Here is a 16,720-nt window from a genome sequence, read left to right as displayed (position 1 = left end):
TTGTGGGTGCGAGTCGCACTGCAAAAAGCTCAAAGTGAGTTGTAAAGGCTCAGTGATAGCTACTTCTCAGATGGTGGGCCGCTGCCTGAGCAAGGCACTTGCCAGAATATAACAATTTCTGTTGTTGATTATTTACAATCTAACTGGTCAAGCTTCTACTAGGCTGCGGTCAGCAGATATGGTAATTACCGTTTCCAAGGTCTGGCTGAGTTAGCTCTTTTATTTGGGGCTACACTCATTGTGCCGCATCACCCGTTTCACTTTATCAAGAGCACTATGCCAACTAAGTTCAACCTCTTTATGAACTTCCTGCGGGGACTGCTCATGGCAGTGTGGGCCATCGGCTCGGCTTACGGACAGGGCGGCCCGCTCGACAGCCTGCAGAACCTGTTAAAAACTCAGCTCCCAGATACCTACCGCATTGCAGTGCTGAACAAAATCGGGCAGCGCTATACCAGTTCGAGTCCGGATTCAGCCTTGATGTATATCCAGCAAGCCTACCAGCTTAGCAGGAAAACGGGGCATCGACGCAGCTTGAGTTCCAGCTTGCGCCACATGGGATTTGCGTATTGGGTGCAAGGAAAGCACCGTCAGGCGCTGAGCCGTTTCAACCAAATGCTTCAGTTGGAACAACGCACCCCTAACTCAACAGGTGTTGCCGTGGCGCTGATCTGCATTGGAAACGTGTATGCCCGGCAGAGCGAATACGATAGCGCATTTTTATATTTCAAAAAGGCTACTCGAGTATATCAGCGCTTAAATAAGTCAAATGAGCAGGCGGGAGTTCTTAATAATCTAGGTTTCGTCAGCTATAAGCGAGGAAAATACCCCGAAGCGCTGGCTTACTACCGCCAGGCGCTGGCACTTTATAAATCATTAAAGAATAAATCACTGAAGAATAAAAGCAACGAGGCCTCGGAGTTATCCAACATAGGCGCGGTACTGAAAGAGCAGGGCGAATATGCTGCTGCACTGCGTCACTATTTTCAGGCGCTACAATTGTATAAGCAGATTAATGATTCAGAAGGAGTAATAAGTATGCTGAACAATATTGCTAACGTGTACATAAAGGAAGGAAACTATCGCCTATCGCTCAATTATCATCTGCAGGTGTTGAAATACCGGCAAGCGACAGATAGCAAGTACGAAATTGCTCAGAGCTTACACAACGTAGCATCCGGATATCTATACTTGAAAGAGTATAAGCGCGGTCTATTGTATTCTGAGAAAGCGCTGCGCATTCAGGAAAAAATTGACGACAAAGAGGGCATCGCTAATAGCTTAATGGTACTTGGCATGCTCTATCGGGCCACTGGTAAAACCCCTTTAGCGTTAGCGGCACAGCAGCGTAGCTTGGTAATATACCGCACAATTGGCAGCCAACCAGGAATACTGAATATGCTGGTAGAGTTGAGCATATCCTACCGTACCCTGCACCAGTATACGCAAGCCAGCAAGCAGTTGCAAGTAGCCCGGCCTTTAGCCGTACGGCTAGGAACCGTCGAGACCCAGATGCAGGTAGAAGAGCAGTTGGCCTTGGTAGACTCGGCGCAGGGCAGGCCCGGGGCAGCCCTGGGGCATTTTAAACGATACATAGCCTTAAAAGACAGTTTATTCAACAGCCGCAAGAGCCAGCAACTGACCGAGCTGCTGACTCGTTACGAGTCTGAGAAAAAGGACCAAAATATCTTACTACTTAACCAACGAAATCAGTTACAGCAGACCCAGCTCAAACTACAGCAAGCCCAACTCAAACGCCAACAACTTGCTCGTAATACCACCTTGGGTGGAGCCGTGCTGTTGCTTCTGCTCCTAGGGCTGCTTTACAACCGCTACCGGCTCAAGCAGCGCGCCAACCGCTATCTGGAAGCCCAACAAGCTCAAATCAACCAGCAGAAGCTGACGCTGGAGCACCTGCTGCACGACAAAGAGGATTTACTGGGCCAGAAGGAGTTGCTGCTAAAGGAGATTCACCACCGCGTGAAAAATAATCTACAAATGGTGATGAGCTTGCTCCGCGCCCAGGCCGCCGAGCTTCAGGACCAGGGCGCCCTGCAAGCCCTGCAAGAAAGCCAGGCCCGCGTGCAGGCCATCAGCCTGATTCATCAGTTCCTTTATCAATCGGCCAGTCTGGGCCAGCTGGAAATGGACCGCTACGTCCGCACGCTGGTGAGCTACCTCAACAAAACGCTGGGCCGGCCCGGACAGGTAGGCTTTGAACTGGCCTTGGATTCCCTGTTGCTCGACGTGGATCAGGCCACTCCAATGGGACTGATCCTCAACGAAGTTCTTACCAATGCGCTCAAGTACGCGTTTGGCAGCTCTGGCAGCGGCATCATTCGCGTGAGCCTGCGGCAGCTGGGCGGCCAGGTCCACCTTGAAGTGGCCGACAACGGCATTGGCCTACCCGCGGGGTTTGTGCCCGAGCAAAGCCCTTCGATGGGTTTGCAATTGATTTATGGGCTAGCGCGTCAGCTCCAGGCCCAGATAAGATTCGCCAATCAGGAAGGCTGTCAGTTCAACCTCCAACTGCCGCTGCTGGCGGAGTCATTCGCCGAGGAACCAACGGCTGAGCTAACCAACCTATGAGCCCCCATCCTACCCCTCCCGAAGCGCCATCCGCGGCCCAGGACCTGACCAGAGCACGGATTCTAATTGTTGAAGATAATTTTGTCATTGCCAACGATTTGCGCAATATTCTTCAGAGCTTTAATTACAACGTTACCGGCATCGCGCATTCGATGCCGACGGCCTTAGCGGCCTTGCACCGCCACCCGGTGGATATGGTCCTGATTGACGTTAACCTGCAGGAGCAGCGCGATGGCATTGACCTGGCCCGGGAAATCAGGCTACACTACAGCCTGCCTTTCATATACATAACGTCTTACGTAGACGAGGCTACCCTGAGTCGGGCAAACCTCACGCAGCCTTATGGCTACGTCGTGAAGCCATTTATGGAAGCCGACATCAAGGCTGCCGTGGAGGTTGCCCTCTATCGGCACGCCTACGAGCAGGTATCGCGCCAGGAACAGGAACGCCGCTTGCTGCTCGACATGAGCATGGCCCTGGCCACCGTGCGGGAGCGGGCGACCCTGCTACGCCTGCTCTTTGAGAAGTCGCAGCCCGTATTCGGTTTTCACGACGTGGGGCTGTTTGTGCTCAGCCCCGACGGCCAGCACATTGCCGACTGGACCACGGTCGACCCGACTATCAGCCCCTCGGTTGGCAACGAGAAGTTTCACCAACTACCGCCGCAACAGTTCGCCTACCCCGACTCCAGCTTCTCCGTGCTGGTTGACCGCCTCACCCACGCCGGGCAACCGGTCGTCGTGCCCTACGATGACGCCTACCTAGCGCTGACCGATGACCCGGACCTGCAGGCTCACTGCGCACGCATCATTGCGGCCGGCGGCTACCGTGAATTCCTGGGCACGCTGCTGCGAACCGGGGGACAGGTGCTGGGCTATTTGTGCTTCAACAGCCTACAAACCGGCTATTTTCAGCCCGCCCAGTTTGAGCTGTTTCAGGCCGTGGCCGACCAGGTGGCCGGGGCCGTGGCCAATGTTCTGGCCCGAGAAGAAATCATGGCGCGGGAACAGGAAAAGGACGTCCTGCTGCATGTGGCCCAAACCATCGCTACCGTCAACGATAAAAAAACGTTGCTTACTGCCATCTTCGGGCTGCTGCGGCCATTGGTAGAGTTTGAGGATTTGGGCTTGGCGGTTTTTGACGCAGACGACCAGCACCTCGTGGATTGGGCTACGGTGTGGCCAGAGGTGTACGAGTCGCTGGTGAACAACATTCTGCACGAGCGGGAACAGGAGCGCCTGCCCTACCCCGGCACGCTGCTTGAGCACACCTACAGCCAGATAGAAGGGGCCGGCAGTCCCCTCATACTACCCATAACCGAGGAGCTGGCTCGGCAGTGGCCCGACGCCGTGTACCTGCCAGTAGAAATCGAGCAGGGCTTCCAGGAGTGCCTCATGACCACCTTGAAAACCGGGGGCCGGCTGCTGGGCAGCCTCAACCTGAACAGCAAGCGCGCCGGCTATTTCGCAACCATCGACCTGAAGCTGTTCCAAGCTATTGCCGACCAGGTAGCCGTGGCCGTGGCCAACATCCTGGCCAATGAGGAGATTCTGGAACGGGAGCGGGAAAAGACGGTGCTGCTGGATATCAGCGAGGCTGTGGCCACTATTGCCGACCGAAGCGCCTTGCTGCGAGTCGTCTTCGATAAGCTCAAGCCCTTATTTGGCTTCTACGACACGGGCTTTTTTGTGCTCGATGAGGCACAGGAATACATCCAGGACCTGACCGTAACCGACCCCTCAATCTGCCCCTCCGCCACCGTCGACCGCCTGCACAAGGAAGAGGCCGGCGTGTTGAAATACGCTGGTTCGGCGCTGGAGTGGGTGGTGCAGGAGCTGCAGCAGGCGGATGGCCCAGTCTTGTTTCGATACGACGAGGAGCTATTCGCCCGCTTTCCGGATTACGTCCAGCTTCCGGCGCTGCGGGCGGACGGCTACCAGGAAAGCCTGAGCACGTTGCTGCGCACCGGCGACCGGCTACTGGGCATTCTCTTCTTCAATAGTACCCAAGCGGGGCACTTCCGGCCCGCGCAGTACCGCTTGTTCCAGAATGTGTCCAATCAGCTGGCCGTGGCCGTGGCTAATATTTTGGCCACCGAAGAAATTACCGAACGCGAGCGGGTGAAAGCCACTCTGCTGGAGATTTCCGAAACCCTGGCCGAAGCCCGCATCCACCGGGAGCTGCTGCAGGTCATCTTCGATCAGATTCGGACCGTGTTGCCCTTTGCTGACGCGGGCCTGTTTGAGATACGGCCCGACGGTGCTCACCGCGACCTTACGGTCGACAACGACCTCGACGGGATGCCAAGTGGCATGGCCATTGGCCAAGCAGGGCTGTATGGCTTTCTGCCTGCTCACCCGGCGGTCGATGAGTTTTTGCATGAGCCCCGCATCCGGTCCCTGGCTTGGGTGTTAGAGCACTGTCCCGGTCACCCACACTTTCCTTACCTCATCGATGCCGGGCTACGTGAAATCCTGGGCGGGCCGCTCGTTCACAATGGTCACCGGATGGGCATGCTCTGCCTTTGGGGCCGCGAAGAAGGCACCTTCCACGCCCGCCAACTGCCCTTGTTCAAGCAGCTGCTCAGCTTATTTGCCACCACCATGGCCAACATTCTGGCCAACGAAGAAATCATTGAGCGAGAGCGGGAGAAAACCCTGCAACTGACGGTCACCACGGCCCTGACTAGTTCGGAGGCATGGGCCACCAAGTTTCTGACGGTTGCCGAAGAAATTGGCTGGTTGGCGGGCTGGGACGTTTGTCGATTCGTGTTTCCACAGCGCAGCAGCCTGGATTTGAGCTGGCGCCGCACCGACACGGAAGGCGTCGAGCGCCTCTACCCCCAGATGGTTGTGCGCGAGCTGGGGGTAGCCCCGCTGGAATTGCGGGAGCTGATGCAAGCAATGACCCCTCTGCATGAGCACCCGGCCCTGTACGGGGGCGCCGACATGGAGCGGCTGGTGCAGCAATACGGGCTGCTGAAGCTGACGCAGGAGAAATGGGGTGTGCAGTCCAAGCTGTTTCTGCCCGTGCGCCACCACGACGAGCTGGTGGCGGTGCTCATCTTGGACAGCCGCCAGCCCAGCTTCTACCAGCCAGCCCAACTGGCGGTGCTGGAGCGACTGGCCCCGCAGCTGGCACTGGGCCTGGAAAACCTCTTTTCGTTTGAAAAAATTGAGCGCCAGGAGCGGGAGCGCACCCGGCAGCTGGCCCTGAGCAACGCTCTGGTTACTATGAAAAGCAGTTTCAGTCTTTACCAGGCCGTAGCCGAGGAGCTAAACCCGTTGGTGCCGCTGGACTCGCTTAGTGCCTGGACCTTCACGGCCCAGCAGCTGCTGCACTTCACGGTGGTACGCAAGGACGACAAGGGCATGTTTGCGGATATCACCGACGCGTCGCGGGCGGCCTACTCCGATATGGATATGCAGGAAACCGAGGCTCTGATGCAGCGCGAGCTGCGACCAGCCGTTTACACGGGCGAAGCGTTTGAGGCCATGTGCGCGCAACACCTGGTCTATCGGGTGCGGCGCGACGTGTTTCAGGTGGCGTCCACGCTGGAGTTGCCCTTGCCCGTGCGCAACGGCCTGCGCTCGGTCCTGGTGCTCAGCAGCCGGGCGGCTTTCGCCTTCACCGACGACGACCTGCGGCAGGTGCTCCCCTTCGCCCCCCAAATTGCGCTGGCCGTGGAAAACATGGTGGCCCACGAGGAGCTGAATCAACTCCGCAAGCGCGCCGAGCTGGAAAAAGTATATCTGGCCGAAGAGGTGAAATCGACCTACAACTTCGAGGAGATGGTGGGCGTGAGTTCTTCCTTGCAGCAAGTATTTCGCCAGGTCAGTCAGGTGGCTAGCACCGATGCCACGGTACTCATCACCGGTGAAACCGGCACCGGCAAGGAGCTTATTGCCCGCGCGCTGCACAGCCAGTCGCCGCGCCGGGGCCACACGCTCATCAAGCTCAACTGCGCGGCCTTGCCGGCTCAGCTCATCGAAAGCGAGCTGTTTGGCCATGAGAAGGGGGCCTTCACCGGCGCCGTGGAAAAGCGGGTGGGCAAGTTCGAGCTGGCCCAGGGTAGCACTATTTTCCTCGACGAGGTGGGAGAATTGCCGCTGGAGCTGCAAAGCAAGCTGCTGCGCGTGCTCCAGGAGCGGGAGTTTGAGCGCGTGGGTGGCAATAAGGTATTTAAGGCCGATGTGCGCGTGGTGGCCGCCACCAACCGCCACTTGGCCGATGAAGTGGCGGCCGGCCGCTTCCGGGCCGATTTGTACTACCGACTCAGCGTGTTTCCCATCCAGATGCCGGCCCTACGCGAGCGGCCGGAAGACATTCCGCTGCTCGCCCAGCACTTTGCCCGGAAGTTCAGCCGCACGCTGGGCAAGCCGTATTATGGCATCCAGGAGGCGGCCTTGCAGGAACTGTTGGCTTACGACTGGCCGGGCAATATCCGGGAGCTGGAAAACCTGGTGGAGCAGGCCGTTATCGTGTGCCCGGGGCCGCTGGAGTGGGCCCGAATCCTGCGGCCGACGGCCCCTATGGCTGCCTACTCCCCACCCAGCCCGGCCGGCAGCGTCGCGGCCGGAACCTCGCTTCGGGAAGAGCGCGACGAGTTGGAGCGGAACCGCATTCTGGCCGCGCTGGCGCAGACGCAGGGTCGAATCCGCGGGCCCCGTGGCGCGGCGCAGGCCCTGGGCATGAAACCTACCACGCTGGAATCGAAGATGGAAAAGCTCGGGATTCGGAAGGAGCCCCGCTACGTGGCAGGCACCTCCTCCCCGCCTCCGGCGGAGAGCCTGACGCATTGATTTCAACGCCGGGCTGGTGTAGGCAGCAGCTAAGTCACTTTGGTGAGCAACGTTTTGCCGTGGGGCGAATAGCAAGCGCTTTTATTAACCTATGTTAATGTTTTGAGGGGTGGCCCCGCCGGACCTTTGTCCTGACAAAGTGAAAGAACCAGGACAACAAAATCTTGACTCCATGAAAGACCCGGTGGTCTCAACACTATCGGCGCCTGCTGACCGGCTGCCGAGGCCACAAATGCGCCAACGGTTCGAGCGCATTTGCTGACGATTCAGCTTCGCTAGACGACGCTTCACCCGAATTTCCATTGCGACTGCGGGCGGTGACGGGTCAATTTTGAGCCGTCAATTGATATTCCAATAATTCCAGAATCTGCCTCATTAACCACCTTGGCACCGTCTGCTGGCAAGGTTTCTACCAAAGTCCGCTTCCTGCCTCACGCTTGGGGCCTGCAAGCTGCCCGCTTAGCTTGCGGGTTTAGTTGCGTTTTGGTTTCAACCTCTCATTCGTTCTCATGACTCCGACCAGTGTTTTTGCCTCTCGGTTCATCTGGCAGCAGGTGCTGCGCATTACTGGCCAGCATGAGCCCTTTCGACTGAACAGCTTGCGCCTCAACCGCTGGCTGATTCAGCTCTGCCTCGACCTTCTTGAGGCGGTGGAAATCATTCTGGAGCTGGAGGACAGCTTCCACATCACTATTCCCGACGACGTGCCGTTCATCACCCCCGATGAGTTCAGCTACTACATGGCCACCCACACCCCGCCGCCCGAAGCCTTGACTGGTCCATTGTCCGGCGCTGGTCACGGGTGCGAAGGGCTTGGACTAAAGCAGAGTTCATAATTTCATAATTACAGTATTTCGGTAGAGAAAGCGTTGTAGTGGGTGACTGCGGTAGCGTTTCCCCATTCTCAAAGGCCACGAAACCGGAGCGTTGGGGTGCTGCCTCAACTGTTTGCCTGCATAGTCGATATGCCTATCTTTTTCCCATTATGTTTCAGAATCAGCAATTTTCACGCTTGCTAGGCGCCACCACGCTGCTCCTGCTCGGTACCGGTTGGTATGGGGCGGCGCGAGCGCAACAGCCGGTGCTACCCTCCATTCCTACCACGCCTACCGCTGAGCAGGCCACGCTGAGCGGCTACCTGAAAGACGCCAAAGGCGAGCCGCTGATTGGGGCCACAGTCTTTGTGCAAGCCTTGAGCACGGGCACCACCACCGACGAAAAAGGCTTCTATTCCCTGGCTTTGCCTAAGGGCACCCACCTGGTTACCTACCGGTTTGTTGGTTTCGAGCCGCAGAGCGTCACGCTCACGCTCACTGGTAACGCCACGCGCTCCGTGCGCCTGGCCACCCAGGGTGTGCAAACCGATGAAGTGGTGGTGCGCGGCCGCCGGCCCGATGAGAACGTGAAAAGCACGGAAATGGGCGTGAACCGACTCGATGCCAAAACCATTAAGCTGGTGCCGGCGCTGCTGGGCGAAGTCGACGTAATTCGCAGCATTCAGCTGCTGCCGGGCGTGAGCACGGTGGGCGAGGGTGCCTCGGGCTTCAACGTGCGTGGCGGCAGCATCGACCAGAACCTGGTGCTGCTGGACGAGGCGCCCATCTACAACAGTTCGCACTTGTTCGGCCTGTTTTCGGTGTTCAACCCCGACGCCATCAGCGACCTGAAGCTAGTGAAGGGCGGTATTCCGGCCCAGTACGGCGGGCGGCTATCGTCGTTGCTCGACGTGCGCCTGAAGGAAGGCAACAAGCAGCGGCTGAGCGGCACGGGCGGCATCGGCTCCATTTCCTCGCGCCTGTCGATCGAGGCACCGATTGTGAAGGACAAGGGCTCGTTTGTGGTGGCGGGCCGCCGCTCCTACGGCGACTTGTTTCTGAAGCTGATTCCTGACCAGCGCGACAACCAGGCTTACTTCTATGACTTTACCGCTAAAGCCAACTACAGTCTGGGCGAAAAAGACCGGGTGTTCTTGTCAGGCTACCTGGGCCGTGACGTGTTCAACTTTGGGCAGGAGTTTCGTAATAATTTCGGCAACAGCTTTGGCACCGCGGGCTGGAACCACACTTTCAACTCCCGGCTGTTTTCGACGGTAACGGCCACGGCCAGCCAGTACGATTACGCGCTGGGCGTGCCGGAGGGTGCGCAGGGCTTCAACTGGAAATCGAGCATTGTGAGCTACAGCGGCAAGCTTGATTTCAACTACCAGCTGGCGGACCAAAGCACCCTGCATTTCGGGGCCAGCACCATTCGGTACAATTTCGTGCCTGGCACCGTGCGGCCCACCGACCCAAGCTCGATTTTCCGCCCGCTGAACCTGCAGAAGCAGCAGGCCAACGAATACGCCGCTTACCTGGACCACGAGCACACGTTTTCGCCGCGCTTCTCGGCGCAGTATGGCCTGCGGGTCACGGCGTTTGACTACCTGGGCGCGGGCACCGTGTACGACTACGTGGGCCCCAATGGCCGCCAGAAAACGCCCGTCAACCCGCGCGAATACACTAGCGGTGACGTTATCAAGCGCTACCCTAATGTGGAGCCGCGGGCATCGGTGCGCTACTCGCTTTCGGAAACCAGCTCGCTGAAAGCCAGCTACAACCGCATGGTGCAGTACATTCACCTGGTGTCGAATACCACGGCCTCGTCGCCGCTCGACGTCTGGACGCCCAGCACCACCAACACCAAGCCCGAGCACGCCGACCAAGTGGCGGTGGGCTACTTCCGCAACTTCAAGGACAACGCCTACGAGGCCAGCGTGGAAGTGTACGGCAAGCGCATGGACAACCAGGTTGACTACATCGACGGCGCCAATACCCTGCTCAACGAATTCCTCGAAGCCGACCTGCTCTACGGCGATGGCCGCGCCTACGGCGCCGAGTTTTACGTGAAGAAAAACACCGGCCCGCTCACCGGCTGGGTCAGCTACACGCTCAGTCGCTCGGAGCGCAAAATTGATGGCATCAACAACGGCGAGTGGTACGTGAATAAGTACGATAAAACGCACTACCTCGCCGTGGTGGGCATCTACGCCCTGGCCCCGCGCTGGACCGTGTCGGGCACGTTCAACTACAGCACCGGCATTGCCACCACCTTCCCCGACTCGCGCTACGTGTACCAGGGCTTGGTCATCCCGAACGTGAACAACGACATACGCAACAATTACCGCGTGCCCGCCTACCACCGCCTCGACCTGGCCGCCACCTTGCAAGGCCGCAAGGGCCGCGGCCCCCGCTGGGCTCCCAAATGGGAAAGCAACTGGGTATTCTCCATCTACAACGTGTACGGCCGCCGCAACCCCTACAGCATCTATTTCCGCCAAAACGAAGACAGCCCCAACCGCACCGAAGCCGTCCGCCTGGCCGTGTTTGGCTCCATCATTCCGGCGGTTACTTACAACTTCAATTTTTAGGGGCGTCACCTCCACCATCCATGAAACGCACCATTCTCCTGCTGCTAGCCGCCACCTTCAGCCTCAGCGCCTGCGAAGAGGTTATTGACGTCGACATTCCCGAAGGCCAACCCCTGCTGGTAGTCGATGGCGCCGTGACGGACCAACCCGGCCCGTACCTAGTAAAGCTGACCAAAACGGTTCCTTATTTTGATGAGCAGGCCCTGCCTCCGGTGCCAGGCGCGGTCCTGACCATCAGCGACAACGAGGGCAACCGCGAAATCCTGCGCGAACAGGCGCCGGGCGTGTACGCCACCAACACATTCCGGGGTAAAATCGGCAACCGCTACACGCTCACCATTCAGGCCGAAGGCGAAGAATACCAAGCCGAAACGGAAATCCGCCGCACGCCCCCCATCGACAGCATCCGGGCCGAATTCCGGGAGGAAACTACCCTGGATGAGGAAGGCTACTACGTGCTGTACTACGGCCCCGAGCTGCCCGGCATAGGCGACTACTACCGCTTCAAGGTATTTCGCAACGGCCGCCTCCTGAACCGGCCCTCCGACCTGTTCGTGCGCTCCGACGAACTCGTGGACAGCCGCTACATCGGCGCCTTCGAGCTGAACAACAATCAAGGAGAAGAAGAAACTTTCGAGCTTGGCGACAGCATCCGGGTGGAAATGAACTCCCTACCCCGCGACTACTACTTTTTTCTGAACGAGGTCGTCACCCAGCTCAACAACAGCGGTCTGTTTGCCGCGCCACCGGCCAACGTCCGCACCAACGTGCGCAACGTCCAGCCGAAATCGCCCCGCAAGGCCGTAGGTTACTTCGCGGGCTACACCGTCCGCCAGGATTCCCTTGTCATTAAGTAATCCAGTAGCCAAGGCATTTCCGATTTCGGCTTGCCAGTAGCGCGAGCGCGGCCGCTGCTATTCTTCACCCTATTCTCTTCCCGTCATGAACGACAAATGGTTACGCCTCCTCGGCATCCCGCTGGTATCGGTTATCATGCACCTATTTTTCGACGGGTGGCCGCGGGAGTTTACCATTCCGATACTCAACGGGTTTCTATTCGCCTTCAGCATTACGCTACTGCTCTGGGAAGGTAACCGGGCCCTCTTTATACTCTTGCGCCGCCTGTTTTCCCGCCACGACCAAACTGCCCGCCGCCTGGTGCTGCAAACGCTGAGCAGCATGGCATTCACGTTCGTGGCTACTATCTTCCTGAACGAGCTGCACCGCCTACTATTTGGCGTACCGCTCTGTGAGAAAGGCAATATATTCAGTGGGTTTCTGGGCAAGATGGTGCCGACAATCCTGGTCACCTCCTTCTACGAGAGCATCTATTTTTTCGGGGAGTGGAAGAAGAACCTGCAACGCTCGGAGGCACTGGCGCGGGCCGGCATTCAGTCGGAGCTGGAGGCCCTCCGTAGCCAGCTCGACCCGCATTTCCTGTTCAACTCCCTCAACACCCTGGCCGCCCTCATCGAAGACGACAACGAGCCCGCGCAGACCTACCTCGAACAGCTCGCCGACGTGTACCGCTACGTGCTCGTGAGCCGCGACAAAACCACCGTGCCCCTGCACGAGGAAATAGCCTTCGTGGAAGCCTACCTCTACCTCAACAAAACCCGCTTTCGCGAGAATCTGCAAGTGGAGCAGCATATTTCCACGGCCGCTTACGCCACCAATGTGGCCCCACTGAGCCTGCAAATGCTGGTCGAAAACGCCATCAAGCACAACGTCATTTCGCCCGAAAACCCCTTGTGCGTGACGCTAGCTACAGAAACCGGTTCCACCTACGTGCGCGTGCAAAACAACGTACAGCCCAAAACCGGCTTCGAGCAATCAACCAAAGTCGGCCTGCGCAACATCATCAACCGCTACCGCCTGCTCTCCGAACACCCCGTAGAAATACTGCGCGAAGGCGGCCAGTTCACCGTCAGGCTGCCGTTGCTGAGTTGATTTTTGTTGGTCATCGCGCGGAAACCTCACGTGCCCCTAAGCGGCAAGCCCCTCTCCAAAAGAGGGGGGCGGATGAGATGGGAATCAATATGGGAGTGGCTGTAACCACCTAATCAAGCTATTGTCAGCCAGTATCGCGGTCTTCTGGTAGGACGCAGAGTCGTTAAATTCTACCCTGCTTGCTTGGTTTTGACTCGTTCGGCCCCCCTCTCTTTTGAGAGGGCCGGCCCCGAAGGGTTCTCGTGAGGCGCAACACGAGAACGGGCCAGAACGAAACTACTCTGCCCGACAGAGCGACAGTGGAAAAGCAGAAAGCCGCATAGCGGTGACAGAGGCGCCAGGCGTTTCTGTCACCGCTATGCGGCTTTCTGCTTTACATATCCGGAGCTTTTTGCTTGACGCTCAACTAGCGGCCAATCAGCACCAGACGGTGTACCACGCGGTCGGGAAGGGTGATGGTGAGGATGTAAGCGCCGGCCGGCAGGTGGCGAACCGAGGTGGAGAGTTCCGACTGAGAATCAGAAACCAGCTGAGGGTCGGTTTGGAGCACTTCGCGCCCCTGCGCATCAACCAAGCGGGCCAGCATGCTGCCCTGGCTCAGGCCACTGATACGCACGCGCAGCTCGTCGGCGGCCGGGTTGGGGAAAACGTCGACCTTGACGCTGGCGAGCGAGGTAAGGGCCATCGTGACGACGGGGGAAAAGCGGCTGCTGCCATCCGTATCGACCTGGCACAGGCGGTAGTATACAAGGGGTTGACCGTAACGGGTGGCGCGAACGTCCGTGAGCTGGTAGTAATGGGGTTCGGCACTGTTACCGTGGCCCGGCACTTGGGCCAGGGCCTGAAACTCGCGGCCGTCGGGGCTGCTTTCCACCACGAAATAGGCGTTGTTCAGCTCCTGGGCCGTCTGCCAGCGCAGCAGGACGTCGTCGGCCTGACGCTCGGCCATGAAGCTGACCAGCTCCACCGGCAAGGGCGAGGTGCCCGAGGTGCCAATCACCGTCTGGCCAAAAGAGGTTAGTCCGCTGAAAGTAACGGAGCTTGCGGCCTGGTTGGCTCCCGAGGCCGCGAGGGGCGCATCGAAAGCCCCGTCGCTGTTGCTGGTGCGCCTGAGCAGCTTCAGGTTGTTCGGAGTAGCTGCATCGGCGGCACTGATTTTGTTGGTGCTGAGCGTGTACGTCACCGCCGCGTTGAAGAAACCTGTACCGTACTGATTGATAATCCAGTACGTATTGTTGAGCGTGGCGGGCAGGCCCGTGGGCTGCGTGCCCAACGGGCGGCCGGCGAGCCGGGCCACCACCACCGCGGAAGAACCCGTAACGCCCGTGAAGTTGATGGCCGTGCGCGTGTTCGTAAAAGTCAGGCTGCCATTGCTCACCGCTTGCAGGCTGCTCTCGCCGAAGCCCACGGGCGCCGTGCTGGCTACGCGCGTCACCCCACTGCCCGTAAGAGCACCCAATATGCTGCTAATGAGGTTGGAAACATTACCGCTGGCCTCGTTGAACTGCGCGTAAGAGGCCAACCCCATTTCGCGGCCGCTGAGCACCAAGTGCCGGCGCAGGCGTATTTCGTCCTGGCTCAGCGCCCGCTTCCACTGCGTTACTTCGTCTATTTCACCCTTGAAGAAGCTGGTCGCCGTGCTATTCAGCGTGCCCACGTAGCGCGCAGGTATAGCAACTGGGGGTATTACTGCATTTGTTGAGAGCGCGAGGCTACCATTCACATACAGCCGCAGCTCGGTGCCATCGTAGGTAGCAACCACGTGGTTCCACTGGCCCTGCGTCACAGTGTTAGGGTTCGTGGTAATTGTAGTTATACCCAGGCCTGTGCCGAAACCGGCTTCGACCCGGTTGTTTTCGGAAATAGCACTGTAGGGCGAGCGTTGATTAGCGACGCCGGGGTCATAGCCCAGCACGCCGTTCATGGTGCTGCCGCTGGCGGCCGTCGGCTTCACCCACAGCTCCTGCGTGTACTGCGAACCGAGTATCAGGTCGAGATTGGCGACGCCGAAATCGACGTAGCCGATGGCCGTGCCACTGAAGCGGAGGGCCTGCCCGGCCACCTGGCTCGCGGCCACCACCGTCCGGGCTCCCAGCGGGGCCGTGACGGCGGGCGTGCGGCCCGTGCCGCCCACCGTAAACGAAGGCAGCGTGGCATCGAGGAGGTTGCCGGTGGCGGCGGTCGGGGCCACGTCGTAAGCCAGCCAGAAATAATTGTCGCCGGGTTGCAGCACCTGACTGCCACTGATGCTGAAGGCGCCCGCCCCGGGCGTATTCAGGCTGCCAAACGGCGCGCTGGTGGCGAAGGCGTTGCTCGGGCCGGTGTAGTACACGCGGGCCACGGCTATGTCGGCGGGCAGCGTCGTGCCGGCATTGGTCAGGTTGAAGGCCTTGGCACTAAGCGAATTATCGGCATTATCATTCATCGTCACGATGATACGCAGCAGGGCTTGGTTGGTGGTGCCAGCCAGCACGCCCTGTGTGATTTGCTCGGTGGTGCTGCTCACGTACCCGGCATTTCCCACGTCGCTAATCGTGATGACAAAGGCCCGTTCGACGAACTGGCTGAGAGCATTAGTAGCCCGCCCCCGTATTGTATAGCTGCTCTGCGTTTCAAAATCAAACACCGCACCCGTGCGCAGCCCATTGCCTACAATGGTGAAGGAGCCATTATCAGTGCTGCCGGTGCCGGGTACCAGCGTGTAGGTATGGATTTGGCCCGTTATGGGAGCCGTCGCGGTGAGTATGCCGATGAGGGTGCCCACGGGCAGGTTCTCCGACACGGTCGAGTTACTGATGCTGATAGTGGTAGGCGTCGTGGTATCAATGATGAAGGAGTTGCTGTTGCCACTGACGTTGCCGAGGGCATCAGTCGCCGTGGCCCGCACGGTATGGGAGCCATTAGCCAGCGGCAGAGCAGATGTGAAGTTCCAATTGCCGCTGGCATCGGCCGTCGTTGTGCCTGCTAACACCCCGTCCAGGTAGATGCTTACGGTAGTGCTGGCGTCGGCAGTTCCAACACAGGTGGGCGTAGTGTCGGAGGTAGTGCTGCCGTTAGCCGGCGTGGTCACGACCGGCGCGGCGGGGGCAGTCTTATCAATCGTATAAACCTGGCCGAAGGTGAACGGCACGTTCGAAACTGTAGGCGTCAGGCCTGTGGCGCTGGCCAGGTCCAGCCGGATGGTCCCACTGCTGGCGGGCATCGTCACGTCTCGAATACTTCCGTAGGCCGTACCCACCGCGCTGGTGGCGTAAGCCCGGACATAATACTTGGTGCCGACTGTCAGGCCCATGATTTGGGAGAAGGTGCCGGTACCCGCGCCATGGTTACTTTGGTAGCATTGGCAAGCGTAGGCGTGACATTGGTTGAGCTGTACACCACCCCGCGCTCGGTGACGACCGCCGAACCGGCCGCCGTTACGTCACCGCCCAGGCTGGCCGAGGTACTGCTTATGATAACGGGTGGTCTGGTGGTTACCGTCGGGTCTTGTTCCGCGAGCGCCACTCCCGCCATGGTCTGGCTGGTTGAGGCCAGGTTCAAGAAGACGCTGGGAAGATTGGCACTCAGGGCCAGAGCACGTATTTTGGGCGTGACCGTGGAACTACCCAGGCGGGCATCGACTATCAACAAGCGGTTGTTGGGCTTGTCCAGCACCAGCGCTCTAGGGGTATTTATAAAACTGGTAGCCAAGACAATATCACCACTGCCATCGAGGTTGATGCGATGAACGGCATCGGTTGTGCTAGTGGCGCTACCATCAGAGACTACGTAGTACAGGTAGCCCAGCGTGCTGTCGATGTCCAGGCCGGGAGCCGGATTGCCCAGGGTCAGATTCAGAAACGTGCTCTTACTGAGGGTAGACAGATTGTAGGTAACCAATTTAGGTTGAGTGGTAATCGTGCGGATGTTGGATATAAAAATCCGGTTGTTGCCCGCATCGAACGCAATGGGACCCGGCAGGTTCACCAAGTTG

Annotated in this window: 8 protein-coding genes; 6 read left to right on the top strand and 2 right to left on the bottom strand. The window is 58.8% G+C overall.

Annotated features, from left to right (window positions below; all coding sequences use genetic code 11):
* The first annotated feature begins 276 nt into the window (after window positions 1–276).
* The 6 genes from WX88_RS27780 (at window position 277) to WX88_RS15930 (ending at window position 12,747) form a co-directional block, all read left to right on the top strand.
* Window positions 277–2,589, top strand: a complete 2,313-nt coding sequence (locus WX88_RS27780; protein WP_052732750.1) for a tetratricopeptide repeat protein — start codon at window positions 277–279, stop codon at window positions 2,587–2,589.
* Window positions 2,586–7,391, top strand: a complete 4,806-nt coding sequence (locus WX88_RS27775) for a sigma 54-interacting transcriptional regulator (RefSeq protein WP_052732749.1) — start codon at window positions 2,586–2,588, stop codon at window positions 7,389–7,391. The genes WX88_RS27780 and WX88_RS27775 overlap by 4 nt, the downstream gene beginning before the upstream one ends.
* 509 nt (window positions 7,392–7,900) lie before the next feature.
* A complete protein-coding gene (locus tag WX88_RS15945) occupies window positions 7,901–8,227 on the top strand; it encodes an acyl carrier protein (RefSeq protein ID WP_052732748.1) in 327 nt (108 codons plus the stop codon).
* A 149-nt stretch (window positions 8,228–8,376) separates the two neighbouring features.
* Window positions 8,377–10,797: a TonB-dependent receptor gene (locus WX88_RS15940; RefSeq protein WP_082116075.1), complete on the top strand. Its 2,421-nt coding sequence runs from the start codon at window positions 8,377–8,379 to the stop codon at window positions 10,795–10,797.
* A gap of 20 nt (window positions 10,798–10,817) precedes the next feature.
* The gene (locus WX88_RS15935; protein ID WP_046245389.1) at window positions 10,818–11,654 is read left to right on the top strand and encodes a DUF4249 domain-containing protein; all 837 of its coding nucleotides are present in this window, start codon (window positions 10,818–10,820) and stop codon (window positions 11,652–11,654) included.
* 85 nt (window positions 11,655–11,739) lie between these two features.
* On the top strand, window positions 11,740–12,747 hold the full coding sequence (locus WX88_RS15930) for a sensor histidine kinase (RefSeq protein ID WP_046245388.1): 1,008 nt from the start codon (window positions 11,740–11,742) through the stop codon (window positions 12,745–12,747).
* Window positions 12,748–13,153: 406 nt separating this feature from the next.
* On the opposite strand, the gene WX88_RS15925 is transcribed toward WX88_RS15930, so the two are convergent.
* Both WX88_RS15925 and WX88_RS15920 read right to left on the bottom strand, forming a co-directional pair.
* Complete coding sequence (locus tag WX88_RS15925; RefSeq protein WP_046245387.1) at window positions 13,154–16,039, bottom strand: LamG-like jellyroll fold domain-containing protein; 2,886 nt, start codon at window positions 16,037–16,039, stop codon at window positions 13,154–13,156.
* Window positions 16,030–16,713 carry a hypothetical protein gene (locus WX88_RS15920; protein WP_156176177.1) on the bottom strand — a complete coding sequence of 228 codons (684 nt, stop codon included), beginning with the start codon at window positions 16,711–16,713 and terminating at the stop codon, window positions 16,030–16,032. Before WX88_RS15920 ends, WX88_RS15925 begins: the two co-directional genes overlap by 10 nt.
* Window positions 16,714–16,720: the final 7 nt, after the last annotated feature.

The organism is Hymenobacter terrenus (assembly GCF_000972495.1).
Lineage (GTDB): Bacteria > Bacteroidota > Bacteroidia > Cytophagales > Hymenobacteraceae > Hymenobacter > Hymenobacter terrenus.
The sequence above is the reverse complement of the archived record's forward strand: the minus strand, read 5'-3'. Positions and strand labels throughout refer to the sequence as shown.

Coding starts and splice junctions, on each gene's coding strand:
- WX88_RS15930 (WP_046245388.1), top strand. CDS start 11,740: ATGAACGACAAATGGTTACGCCTCCTCGGCATCCCGCTGGTATCGGTT.
- WX88_RS15935 (WP_046245389.1), top strand. CDS start 10,818: ATGAAACGCACCATTCTCCTGCTGCTAGCCGCCACCTTCAGCCTCAGC.
- WX88_RS27780 (WP_052732750.1), top strand. CDS start 277: ATGCCAACTAAGTTCAACCTCTTTATGAACTTCCTGCGGGGACTGCTC.
- WX88_RS15925 (WP_046245387.1), bottom strand. CDS start 16,039: ATGGGCCTGACAGTCGGCACCAAGTATTATGTCCGGGCTTACGCCACC.
- WX88_RS15945 (WP_052732748.1), top strand. CDS start 7,901: ATGACTCCGACCAGTGTTTTTGCCTCTCGGTTCATCTGGCAGCAGGTG.
- WX88_RS15940 (WP_082116075.1), top strand. CDS start 8,377: ATGTTTCAGAATCAGCAATTTTCACGCTTGCTAGGCGCCACCACGCTG.
- WX88_RS27775 (WP_052732749.1), top strand. CDS start 2,586: ATGAGCCCCCATCCTACCCCTCCCGAAGCGCCATCCGCGGCCCAGGAC.